The sequence below is a fragment of the Polaribacter butkevichii genome (assembly GCF_038024105.1).
Lineage (GTDB): Bacteria > Bacteroidota > Bacteroidia > Flavobacteriales > Flavobacteriaceae > Polaribacter > Polaribacter butkevichii.
Window position 1 is genome coordinate 436459 of record NZ_CP150661.1, and the last position, 12363, is coordinate 448821.

The window sequence follows — 12363 nt, forward strand, 5'->3', positions numbered from 1 at the left end:
TTAAACAGACTCAACATGTTTTTGTAATTTTGTTTTGAAATCCTGTAAAATATCCAGGGTTATTTTTTCTTTGATGATACGGTGTATTTTATATTTTGTTTCCTGATCTTTTTTACTGACTTCTTTGAGATAGCCTAACTCAACAGCTTTTCTAATGTAACTGTCTAGATCCTTTTGAAATTTCAGATTATTATAACCTTCTTGAAGAAATAACTCCAATTCATCTTTTATCTCGGAATCTGTAATAAATTTATCGGAAGCCAATTGAGTAGGGTTGCTATCAAACTCCTCTAAACTTTGCCTTAAAACCATAAGCACAATGGATGTTTCAAAACCAATTTGACGTCTTGTAATCAGTCCAAGGGTTTTACCTTCGCTGTCTTCGAATTGTTTTAAAAAAGCAAATCCATCATCTTTTTTTACAATAAGTTCTAAACCAATTTGACTTATATATTCTTGTATTTCATTTTGATAAAGAATGATGTCTTCCCAAACATTAGATTTACGCTCGACAACACCTTTAATCAGTTTTACTATAGCTTTACTATAAGGTTTTCTATTTTGTTCTAAATGATTCATTTTGTAAATATGATTTCAGGTATTTTAATTTGTTTTTTATTTTTCGCGTCAAATACAATACTCTGGCTTTTTTCAAGGTTTATGGTATGCTTAAATTCATTAACTATTCCTATATATCCAAACAATTCTGGCAACCCTTTTTCAAGTCCTCCTTGGTTTTTAACAATTTCCGATAGCGTTGCTTGAGTTTTAGTTTTTAAAATATCTTTGATTCTTTTTCTTAGAACATTCTTGTCTATTGTTGATTGAGAAAATAGTTTGCCTAATTGTTTTGAAGTTATGATGTCTTCGTTAGCAACAACAGGTTTATCTGTATACACAATCTCTTCTTTTTTCTCAAAAGTGAGCTTTCGTTCGAAGGGTATGTTAGTTTCAATATCAACTTCCAATTCAAATGAGATGTTATACTTTTTTTTATTGAATTCTAGAAGGAGTTTCTTGATATCCTGAATCGTTTTTTTTGTCACTTCAGATTTAGAACTTTCACTTTCTCGAATTATACGACTTAGTTTTTCGGCCATTTTATCATTTGCCTTGTATACTTTTTGCCCAGAACCATGGAGGTTTTTCTTCATCCTTTTCAGGAAAAGGTCGTTTACAGGAATCGATTTTTTTTCTAATGTATGATATAGCTCTTTGGTAAGGTTTTCCCAGTTGTGTTGTAATTCAGGATTTAAAATAAATGACCAAAATGCATAAAAACTTTTTCCTTGTTGACTTTCTTTAATGCCATCAAGAGCATCAAAAGTAAACTCAAGGATGTCACTTTTACTTAAAGTGCCATCAGCATGTTTTCGATAGATTTCCTTTGTAATTTCTCTGAAATTATCTTCAACTTCCTTGAAATCAGATAACAGCTCTTTTGCTGATTGATTTAGTTGGTTGAATCGAGGGACAATTTCAAAATCTTCAAAGACTTTAACATCTTCTCCGATTTTTATACGTTGAATTTGTTGTTCGATCTCTAGTTTCTTTGCTTCAAGGAGTTCAATTCGTTTTGTGGTGTCTTCATTAGTAAATTCAACCAGCTCTTTTAATTGATTTAGAATATTATTAAATTTAGATTCTGTGCCAACGAATTCTTCTTTTTTTAAGCTTGATAACCAGTCTAATGTCTTGCTGGAGTGTGTGGATAATTCATAAAATATATCTCCTTGATCATCAAAAAAGTTAGTTAAAAACCCTCTGTTTGTCCAATTTGAGATATACTTTTTAGACTTTTCTTCATAGGTATCTGTGGTAATAATTTCGCTATCTTCATCATTTTCCACTTGTTTATATTCAATAAAGTCTGCTAATTGATTATGAATATTCTCATCAGATATAGCACCTTGACTATTTGAAAATGTTTGTAACAGGAATTCAATAATAACATCTCTATTCCTTAGGCGTATCAATTCCACACTAGGTGAGTCGTTTAGAATTGCTATTATTTTAGAACTTTCGTTCATTGGGTAATAATTTTTTTTAAAAATTTGGAGTAAAATAACTTAATGTTTTTTCAATGGTTTTGTAATTAATTTTTTTTGAAAAAAATTAATAGAAATACTAAAATAAGAAATATTGATCTTCTATAAAACTTTATAGCATTCTTTATTTTGAATTAATTGATGATTTAGGACATAAAGTAAATAGCCAATTTTCAGTTCTATTAAATTGCAATATCTCCGTCCAATCCGATACCTAATCCAAATTGTATAGCTAGTTGAAACGATTTACATTCATTACATAATTTATATGTAGCATTAAGATAATTGCTTAAATGTTCTCTGCTTTCTATTGATGTGTCAAAAGACTTGAAGCATAAATCACAACTGTCAATGGTATAAACTAACTGATAGTTGGCTGATAAGAATTTTTTGTGTAATTGAGTGTTTTTGTGACGGCTTAAAAGATCCTTTTCAGAATAAATAAAACCCTCAATTTCATGTTTTCTGTTGACTGCATAATATTCTTTAATTAATTCAATTACTTTGTGATTTAATTTTCCTTTAATAACTATTTGTTTTTGTTTCATGTTTTTTGATGGATTTATATTCTGTTGTTTATTAGTTTGATCTTCTTTATAGGGTTTTAAAATGTGTTCAATAAATAATTTGATATTAAGATTTTTTAACCTGAGAATGTTTCAGGCTAGAGTTACTGTTTAAAGTAAGTTTCTAAGACTTTATTTATTGTGATTTTAATAGATTGATTTTCATCTAATGCTTTTTGCTTAATATTTTTTAAAAGCGATTTAGGTAGATAAAATGAAAATTGAATTTCTTCCTCCTTGGTATTTTTTATTATAGGTATAATCTTTTGTATCGTTTTAGGTTGAATACTAGACTTTACTTTTGATATTAAATCATTTATGTTTTCTTTTTCCATAGTCCTAGGTTTATATAATTATATAAGGCTTCTTAATATTTCTCGCGTGAGTTTATCTAATTGTTTTTGAGCATTTTTATCATTTTTAACTCCTTTAACTAAAACAGATCTGGTAAAAGCAACTAGGTCACTTATATGCGTATTTGCTATTTTTACATTGTATTCTTCCAAACCAATTAAGATATCTATGGTTAAAGTGGTGTTGGCTTTTATCATATTAAACACAACCAATGTATCTGCTGTTTTATTTGCATCTTCTATAAGTTCTAAAGTTCCTTTTATAGCTAATAGATCTAAGATTCCTGCTTTAGTAGGTATAATTACTAAATCTGCTATTGCAATCAATTTGGGTAAGTGATTAGATAGGTAAGGAGGTGTGTCGATAAAGATAAAATCATAATCTAGCTTTGGAATATCATCTATTTCATCCTTAAAAGGGATAATTTCAAAATCTGTAACTAATTCTTTTAATTGAGATAAACTTCCTTGTAAATCAAAATCTAAAACAGCCACTTTAGCATTTTTAGAAATATTTTGAGCTAGATTAAAAGTAAGTGTACTTTTACCAACGCCACCTTTTTGATGTGTTACGAGTATTGTTTTTGACATAATTTTGAGTATTTTCGATTACTTGTTCTTTCGTTTCTATTTCTTTTAAAAGTGCTGCTTTCTCTTTCGGAGAACCATTTTTTAAAATATATTGATTGATAAATTTCTCTCGTTCTTTTCGTTTGTATTGGAAAAAATCATCAAAACTTTTTTCATTCATGTTAATCCATTTCATTCTATCAAAACCAACATGATATGTGTTTCCTCCAATAGTTCTTGTTGTAGAACGCTCTTTGGTTGTAGGTGTTAATTTTAATTTTTGAGTTTTGTCTTTTCTACTGACAATTAAATGCACGTGAGAGTTAATTCCTGGTTTTAAATCTCCTGTTTTATAAATACCTTTTAGAACTTCATCATCTATTCCTTTAAACTTTCTAAAATGTTCTATCTTGGCAAAATAAACCAAGTCGTTACCAGATTTTAGTCCTTTGTTTTCTCTGTTAAAGTTCTTTGCATAATTTGTCATTATCAATTTTGTATACTCTTTAATTTTGTTATTATACAATTCATATTCTTGGATGTTTAATTCCCAAACATTTTTAGCATCTTTTTTATCTGTAACCGATTGTATAATGTGTTTTAGTTCTTCTTTACTAAAGTTGATTGTTGGTGCAAAATATTTAGCATCCTTTTTGCCTAATTTCTTAATATTACTATCTATAGTAGAAATGACTTGGTTGGTACTAATATTGTTTTCTGAATGTGAAAAAAAGAATTGTTTTCTGCTTTCAATTTTTCTTTTATCATTAATTGAATTCGTTTTTTTTAAAAGCTTATCTAAATCATTATTTTCTTTTTCTAGATACATAGCTAGATCACTACAACTAGAAGTATTTGTAGCGCCTAGTGTACTATGTGGTTTACTAATTGGCATTATTCAAAAAGAGATTTAAGAGTTCCTTTTATTCCTGACTTGTTTTTAGTATCTATTAGTTGAGCTATTTCGATAAAAGCTTCTTGTTGTTTGTTTATTTTTATTTCAACTTTGTTTAACTCTTCTTTAAGTTCGCTCAGCTCTTTTGTAATAATTTTTGTTCTATCTCTATCTAAATTATTTACTTTTATTATAGCATCTTGTACCCATTTTGATAAAATAGAAAATTGTTCTTTTTGTTCTTTAGATTGCTGAAATACCTCGCTTCTTAAAGGCTTTAAAATATCTCGTTCTTGTACTTTTAAAAACGATACAATTCTCTTGTCTAAAACCTTTATCATAGCAGCAGGGTTCTCATTAATTGCTTCTATAGGATTAATACCTGTTTTCTTAAAATAAAGAATCATAGATTCAATTAAATCACCATATTGAGAGCCAAAAGTTTTAGAAATCTTCACCAGTTCTTTATGATGAAATTCTTTAATTAAGATGCTTTTTTTCTTCATATTTATATTTTTTGTTACTGATAATTAGTGTGTTGATTGTTGTTTTATAATTCTATTATAAAATGTTATATTCTTTATTATTGATCTAAAGTCAATAATATCAGTGTTTTAAACCCCGTAGGGCGAGTTTTTTAGGGGTTTTTCACCCCTGACCAACTCGCTTAATTTCTTAACACATTTCAGTACGCAACCAAAACTGCTTCTTAAGAATGCATTTTATCTTGAATATTTTATAACCTTCTACTTTCTCCATCAAGTTTAATTTGATTAAACATTTGATAAAAACGATCGTAAACTCTTACTCCATATCTTTTCTTTATTTCTTCAAAGCTTAAGTTTGAAGTTATAAAAGTCTTTGTTCCTTTGCTTATAAATTCATTATACCTATGTTCTAAAATCCTTATAAAAATATCTTCTTTCCCATAGTTTGAAGCTTCTTTTTCAGATCCTAAATCATCAAATAAATATGTGCCTTTAGTATAATATTTAATGATATAATCCTTTTTATTGCTTTCTGAAAGATTGAATTGTTGAATTACATTTTGGGTAGAAATCATAGGTACCCATAATTGTTTAATAGTATATAGTTTTGATATGTTCTGAATAATTTTAAAACTTGAAGTTTTGCCTGTACCATTATTTCCAAAAACAAATAACCCTTTATTTAAATCTCCATTATGTTTTGTTTCAAAAGTAGAATCTTGGGCAAAGTATTTACAAAAAGCGTTCAAAAATTGTTTATTATTATCATCTACTTCGAAAGATCTTCTTTTAATAGCATAATGCTTTTTTGCCTCTTTATTGAAAAGTTCTTTTAATTGATTTGTCGTCATAAAATTTTCTTTTTTTTGCGCAACTTTTTTTCTTTTTTCCACAATCATATTTTGAAGAATTTTGTGCACAGATTTTATACTCATGATTTTCTTAAAATTTTTAATTTTTTAAATAATTAAATTCTTTCTTTTTATATTTTCTTTCTTTGTATATTCTTTATTACTAAGTGTCTTGTTTTTTCCGTCACAGAAATTTACCGTGTCGGTGTTTTTCCGACACGGTAAAATCATTACTGGTTCAGAATTTAATATGTATGTGTTTGATGTAAATTTTCCAGATTTTCTTTTCTGTTTTTCTTTAATTATCCAACCAGAAACAATCAATTCTTTTAAATATTTCCTTAAAGTGTCAATTGAGTAGTTTAAGGCATTGGAAAGCTGACGATTGTAGTAAACCCAATCATGAGGTTTAGAACTCATATAAATGAATAAAAATCGGGCTCTGTCAGTAATATTATTATCATTAATTAATTCATTAGGAGCTATCGTAAAATTCTTTCGTATGTTATTCCTAACATTATTCATTTTTTTGGTTTTTGGAAATCTATTTTTGCGAATAGAGCTTTAAACCTACCTTTGTATTGTAGATTCGGTATAGATTAATACTGTTTTAAAGAAAAAGAAAATATTTAAAAACCTTAGAGCGGTCACTCTAAGATTTTCTGTTTTTAAGAGTGTAAGAGAGGGCTTCAGATTCTAGATCTTGTTTAGATTTTACTTCATTTTGAAGCATCCAAGATTCTAGTTTTTCTTTATTGAAGAAAATGCTTCCTCCATTAGGCTTGCTATGAGGGATTTCTTTAGCACTAGTAAGTTTATATAAATAACTGGGTTTATATCCGGTAAGGTCAGCAGCCTCTTCAATTGTTAAAACTTTTTTATTAAAAAGTAAAAGTTTTTCTATTCGTTCTAGTCTATTAATTAATTCAGGTGATACCATTTTCTTAGATTTAAATTAGAGTTAATTTTTATAACGGGTTTTTTAGATTCCGTTTTCTAAGGTCAAATAAAGTAAGAAAAATTAGGTGTAAGTTTTACCTATTCTAGATAGGTAAATAAAATCTAGTGTTAAGTAGTTTATTAATAGGGTTTATTTTTTTTATGCTTTTTTATTTTTAAACAACTTTAGGTAATTGTCCAATGAAGTAATGCCAAAATTCGTTGTTTTTTATTCTCAATTTTGTTTTGTCTTTCCAATAATATTTTACATTATCCTTACTAAATCCTTTTTCAATATTAGCAGAAAACATATTTTCAATTAATTTATACGTTTTATTTAAACCTGTTTTAATTAGGCCTAATTCATGCATCTTTAGAAAAATTTTGATAATATCAGAAGTATTTTTTTTCGGTATTGAATCTATATATATTAAAGATGTGTATTCAATATATTTAGACGAATACCCTTGATTTTTTTTCTTAGATCTATCAATACTGGTAAAATGATAAACGAGACTTTCTAAAGAGTTTGTAGTATGGCTTATATTATGAATTTCAAAGTATTTTGAAAATATTTTTAAAATAGTAGATTGATTCATGATGTACGTAAATTCTATTTTTTCATCTTCATGTATTTCATCTAGTAGATTAATTTCTTTAAGAAAAATATCTATTTCTTTTTTTAAATTATTTTCATCAAGTATTACACCTTTATTTGTTAATTGCAAATTGTTGTAAAGAATGTTAGCTAATGTTTGAGAATTAATGTTTTCTATATTTTTTGAATTAAAATCAATTTTGAAACTTAAAATATTTAGAAATTGTAAAAAAGACTTTTTGTAATCAAAAACATCCTTAATCCATGTTTTAGAGTTTAATTCTTTAATTGTCGATATGAAAATGTCATATTTAAAATCATGTGTTACAGTTTCTATAAATTTAAAATCGATTAGTTCTTCAAATTTTTTATGTTCTATATTTTTAATTTGAAAATCTATTTTTGTTATATTTTGTTTTATAGTATTATAAAAAAGCTCTTTTTTATTTTTGGTGTACCAGGAGAAAGCTCTTTTTGTACAATTAATATATTTAATGTGATGAAAGTTGTTTTTAAAGCTATTTTGTCCTTTTTCGAATAAATTCCAAGTAATTAAAGATATTATTATAAAAATCCAATTAATGTCAGGAATTTTATTTATTAATAAAATTAAAGCAGTTCCTACTATCAAGCTGATTCTAAAGAAATTATAGGCTATAATTTTATTTTTAAGAATAGAGTGGTGTATAATGTACTCCAATAATGTTTTCATAATTATAAAATATTTAATTCAGGGATTAAGGTTGCAGCTTCTTTCATTTTTTTATCAATAATTTTGGCATATATCTCTGTAGTTCTAATTTCTTTATGCCCAAGCCTTTTAGATACTGTGTAGATGTCTGCTCCATTCTCTAAAAGTAATACAGCATTGGTGTGACGGGCAGAATGAAAAGTTATGTGCTTGGTAATTCCAGCAAACATACACCAGCGTAAAAGAATTAAATTCATCTGTGCGCTGTAATGTAAATTGACAAAAACTCGGTCGTTTTCATCTTTTCTTTCTCCTAATAATTCTCTGGCTTGTTTAGATAGATATAAATATTCAACTCCATTAGTTTTCTTTTGAGAAAAAACTAATCGATGAATGTCTTTTCCGTCTTCATCTTTTCCTTCGTCTCTAATTTCACTCCATATCATTTTATTTATATCAGACCAACGAATTCCACTTAAACAACTGAATATAAAAGCGGATTTTAATACAGGAATTTTACATTCAGTTTTTGATAGCGCTTGTAGCTCATCAATAGATAAATATTCTCTATGAGTTTCACCCATAGGAATACTTTTAACTTTACTTACAATATTCTCATTGAGGTATCCTTCTTCAAAGGCTGCATTTAAACAAGCTTTAAATTTATTGTAATATGTATGTTTTGTGTTTTGGGCTAGGGGAGAACCGGATTTAGCAACCGCTTTTGTATGTAAGAATTTTTGAAAATTCTTAATAAAATCAATATTTACGTCTTCAAAAGTTGTGTTAATAGAACAGAATTTTTCAATGTGTTTTTCAGCAGCTTCCCAGTTATCGTAATTCTTTTCAGATTGATAGCGTTCTTCTTTTTTTAATCGATAGAACTGAAGAAAACTATGTTTACTTTTATTTCCATTCTGAATTTTATATTTACCCTGGTGGTAATCTGCTTGTCTTATTGAAAGTATTTTTTCAGCTAATTCAAGAGTTTCTTTGTTACTGTCTTTTTCCTTTTTGGATTTAGGATCAATGATTAAATATTTTTTTAAATACTCAAACTCTCGGTTGTGTTTAGACTTTCCATTTTTGTCTATAATTGTACCTTTATAGTATTCTATAAAAAGGCTATATTTACCTGTATTTAGTTTTTTCTTTTTTAAAGTAATTTTCATAGAAGGTGGATTTAATTACACCTCTATTAAAAATTAAGTTTTGAGGTGGATTCTGGCATCCAGAAATCTCCTATAAAAGTAAAGTAAAAGAAAATAATCTCAAAAGGTTTTGTTGTAAAATATTGATTTTAAAGAGTTTGTTTTACTTTAGCTTCCTTTGTTTGACTTATTTACTTTCCAATACAAAAATTCCCAAAAATATGACCCAAAATATCCTTATCAACATCGTACTCGCCTGTAATATTACCAAGATGGCGCAAACACTCTCTAATATCAATAGAAAATAAATCCGTAGAAATTTCTAAATCTATTCCTTCTTGAACAGAAGAAATAGCAATTAGAGCATTGTTTAAAGCCTCAAAATGACGAGAATTGGTAACAATAGTTTCATTATTGCTTAAAGCACCAATATTAACTAAAGAAGTCAATTCGTTTTTAAGTTCGTCAATACCTGTTTTATTTTTAGCAGAAAGTAAAATTAAATCATCAATTTCAGATTGTAATATAGCAGAATCATGACAAGAAAGCGTGTCAATTTTATTCGCAATCACTAACAAACGTTTGTTAGGAAAACGTGTTTTTATGGTTTCAATTTCAGTTAAAAATTCCTCACTAGCGTACGCATATTTATTAGAGTCGATTAAGAAAATAATTAACTGTGCATTTTCTGCTTTTTCATACGCTTTTTTAATACCGATACTTTCTACAACATCTTCAGTTTCTCTAATTCCGGCAGTATCAATAAAACGAAAAGCAACACCATCAATAATCATTTCGTCTTCAATGGCATCTCTGGTAGTACCTGCAATATCAGAAACAATGGCTTTTTCTTCGTTTAAAAGTGTGTTTAATAAGGTAGATTTTCCAACATTTGGTTCTCCTATAATTGCAACCGGAATTCCGTTTTTCATGGCATTTCCAAAAGAAAAACTATCAATTAAACGTTTTAAAACAAAGGTAATTTTAGCTACCAGTTCTTTAAACTTTGTACGGTCTGCAAACTCAACATCTTCACCAGAAAAATCTAATTCTAATTCTATTAAAGCTGCAAAATCTAATAACTGAACGCGTAAATCTTTCAATTCATTGGTAATTCCTCCACGCATTTGCTGAATCGCCATTTGATGACTCGCCGCAGAATTAGAAGCAATAACATCTGCAACAGCTTCTGCCTGACTTAAATCCATCTTACCATTTAAAAAAGCACGCATGGTAAACTCACCATTATCTGCCATTCTACAACCGTTTTGTAAAAATAACTGTATAATTTCTTGCTGAATAAAGCTAGAACCATGGCAAGAAATTTCTACTACATTTTCTCCTGTGTACGAATTCGGATTCTTAAAAACGGATACTAAAACTTCATCTATTAGTATATTGTTTTGTACAATATGGCCTAAGTGAATGGTATGCGATTTCTGATTTTTTAGCGTTTTTCCTTTTTTAATAGATTTAAAAAAAGCATCAACAATAGTAATAGCATTTTCACCAGAAAGTCTAATCACAGAAATTGCACCTACACCAGCAGGGGTTGCTAAGGCAATAATAGTATCGTTTTTAATCATATTGCAAAAATACATAAAGATTTTACAGAAAAATAAAAAGCCCAACACAAATTGTGATGAGCTTTTTAAGTAATTGAGGAAAAATAAAAAACGTTTTAAGAAACTTCTTTCTCTGTAAGTTTATGAATATCTAAGCTTTGGTTTGGTAGAATTTCTAAAGTTCTCATTGGGAATGGGATACTAATATTCTCTTTATCAAAAGCTTGTTTTATTTTTATAATTGCATTACTTTTTCCCCTTAATCGTTCTAGAGCATCTTCAGATTCTATCCAAAACCTGCATAAAAAATTAATAGAACTGTCGCCAAATTCGGTAAAATAAAACTCTACATTTTTACCTAACTTCTCTTGATTAAAAGTATTATTAATCACTTCTTTAGTTAAAGTTTCTACCCTTTCTAAATCGGCACCATATTCTACACCACATTCTAAAGCAATTCTCATTTTTGTAGTAAGTGAGTAATTCTTAAAAGGGTTTTCTAAGATGGTTTTATTTGGTATAACAACCGTATTGTTATCTGCCTCTTTAATAACAAGGTAATTTAAATTGATGTCCATTACTTGGCCTGAATAACCATTTGTTTCAATCCAATTTCCAATATTTAAGTTTTCTCTAAAAGATAAAACAACTCCAGATATGGTGTTAGATAAAGTACCTTGCAGCGCCAAACCAATAACAATACCAGATACACCAGCAGCAGAAATGATTGCTTTTAAAGTGTCATCAAACTTCAATACGGTCATTGCAATATATAAACCTAATAAGAATATAAATGCCGAAGCAACTCTAGAAACCAAATTTCTAACAGATTCTTGTTTAATTTTTTTGCCTAACGTTTTACTTATAAAAGTGTTTATAGCTCTAGAAGCAAAGTAGGCAATAAATATTACCACCAAAGCAATAGCAATATTGGGTATGTTTTTTATAAAAATATCTTTCCAGGTGTCTAGTTTGTTTGTTATCTTATCCATGTTTTGTTTTAATAATTAGTAAAATTTATGTAATCTTTAATGATGAGAAAATTACTATTTTACAAAACTAGTATCTAACTCTGCTTTGGTGTTTTTAGACCAAGCATTTAACATCCAAGAAGATTTTTCTAATTCTCTAATATAAGCCCCAATTAAATCTATAGTACCTTCATCTTTACCTTTATTGGCTCTATCTATAACCTTGCTTAACTGTTCTAGCAATATTTTATGGTCGTTCATTAACTCTGCAACCATCTCTTCATCGGTTAATAAAGAAGAAGATTCTTTAATTCTAGCAACATCTAAATAATCAGACAAGTTACTAATTGGGTGGTGTTTTAATGTTATAATTCTTTCGGCAACTTCATCAATTTTAATTTTGGTATCGTTGTACATTTCTTCAAATTTTACGTGTAAATCAAAGAAGTTTTTACCTAGAATATTCCAATGAAAATTTCTTAATTTTTGGTAATGTAATTGGTAATCTGCCAAAAGCACATTTAATTCTGTTACAATAGGTAATAATTTGTCTTTGTCTATATTTAAGTAGTTCATAATATAATATGTTTTTAAGTTCACTACAAAACTACAACGAATGCTAAGGTTGCTTTTGCTCAAATAGAGTTCATCTTAACTCAAATACCTATTTAACAAAA

The 12363-nt window shown here is 27.8% G+C and carries 15 protein-coding genes; all 15 read right to left on the minus strand.

The features are described 5' to 3' along the window. The 15 genes from WG951_RS01430 to WG951_RS01500 all read right to left on the minus strand — a co-directional run bounded on the left by WG951_RS01430 (window position 1) and on the right by WG951_RS01500 (window position 12262). Complete coding sequence (locus tag WG951_RS01430; RefSeq protein WP_105048437.1) at window positions 1-579, minus strand: DUF4194 domain-containing protein; 579 nt, start codon at window positions 577-579, stop codon at window positions 1-3. Further along, window positions 576-2030, minus strand: coding sequence for a DUF3375 domain-containing protein (locus WG951_RS01435; RefSeq protein ID WP_105048438.1), 1455 nt, complete (start codon window positions 2028-2030; stop codon window positions 576-578). The genes WG951_RS01430 and WG951_RS01435 overlap by 4 nt, the downstream gene beginning before the upstream one ends. Before the next feature lie 200 nt (window positions 2031-2230). Beyond that, window positions 2231-2596: a hypothetical protein gene (locus WG951_RS01440; RefSeq protein ID WP_105048439.1), complete on the minus strand. Its 366-nt coding sequence runs from the start codon at window positions 2594-2596 to the stop codon at window positions 2231-2233. A 122-nt stretch (window positions 2597-2718) separates the two neighbouring features. Beyond that, window positions 2719-2949 (minus strand): hypothetical protein, encoded by a 231-nt coding sequence (locus tag WG951_RS01445; RefSeq protein ID WP_105048440.1) that lies wholly within the window; start codon window positions 2947-2949, stop codon window positions 2719-2721. 18 nt (window positions 2950-2967) lie between these two features. Continuing rightward, a complete protein-coding gene (locus WG951_RS01450) occupies window positions 2968-3558 on the minus strand; it encodes a ParA family protein (protein ID WP_105048441.1) in 591 nt (196 codons plus the stop codon). Continuing rightward, window positions 3512-4432: a DUF5712 family protein gene (locus WG951_RS01455; RefSeq protein WP_105048442.1), complete on the minus strand. Its 921-nt coding sequence runs from the start codon at window positions 4430-4432 to the stop codon at window positions 3512-3514. The genes WG951_RS01450 and WG951_RS01455 overlap by 47 nt, the downstream gene beginning before the upstream one ends. Further along, window positions 4432-4938, minus strand: coding sequence for a BfmA/BtgA family mobilization protein (locus WG951_RS01460; RefSeq protein WP_105048443.1), 507 nt, complete (start codon window positions 4936-4938; stop codon window positions 4432-4434). The genes WG951_RS01455 and WG951_RS01460 overlap by 1 nt, the downstream gene beginning before the upstream one ends. Before the next feature lie 230 nt (window positions 4939-5168). Next, a complete protein-coding gene (locus WG951_RS01465) occupies window positions 5169-5855 on the minus strand; it encodes a hypothetical protein (protein ID WP_105048444.1) in 687 nt (228 codons plus the stop codon). 24 nt (window positions 5856-5879) lie between these two features. Next, window positions 5880-6296, minus strand: coding sequence for a helix-turn-helix domain-containing protein (locus WG951_RS01470; RefSeq protein WP_105048445.1), 417 nt, complete (start codon window positions 6294-6296; stop codon window positions 5880-5882). A gap of 127 nt (window positions 6297-6423) precedes the next feature. Beyond that, on the minus strand, window positions 6424-6711 hold the full coding sequence (locus tag WG951_RS01475) for a helix-turn-helix domain-containing protein (protein ID WP_105048446.1): 288 nt from the start codon (window positions 6709-6711) through the stop codon (window positions 6424-6426). A gap of 175 nt (window positions 6712-6886) precedes the next feature. Continuing rightward, window positions 6887-8020, minus strand: a complete 1134-nt coding sequence (locus WG951_RS01480; protein ID WP_105048447.1) for a hypothetical protein — start codon at window positions 8018-8020, stop codon at window positions 6887-6889. Window positions 8021-8022: 2 nt separating this feature from the next. Then, a complete protein-coding gene (locus WG951_RS01485) occupies window positions 8023-9171 on the minus strand; it encodes a site-specific integrase (protein WP_105048448.1) in 1149 nt (382 codons plus the stop codon). Window positions 9172-9341: 170 nt separating this feature from the next. Further along, the gene (gene mnmE / locus WG951_RS01490; RefSeq protein WP_105048449.1) at window positions 9342-10736 is read right to left on the minus strand and encodes a tRNA uridine-5-carboxymethylaminomethyl(34) synthesis GTPase MnmE; all 1395 of its coding nucleotides are present in this window, start codon (window positions 10734-10736) and stop codon (window positions 9342-9344) included. 95 nt (window positions 10737-10831) lie between these two features. Next, window positions 10832-11707, minus strand: coding sequence for a mechanosensitive ion channel family protein (locus tag WG951_RS01495; RefSeq protein WP_105048450.1), 876 nt, complete (start codon window positions 11705-11707; stop codon window positions 10832-10834). 54 nt (window positions 11708-11761) lie between these two features. Beyond that, complete coding sequence (locus WG951_RS01500; protein ID WP_105048451.1) at window positions 11762-12262, minus strand: Dps family protein; 501 nt, start codon at window positions 12260-12262, stop codon at window positions 11762-11764. Window positions 12263-12363: the final 101 nt, after the last annotated feature.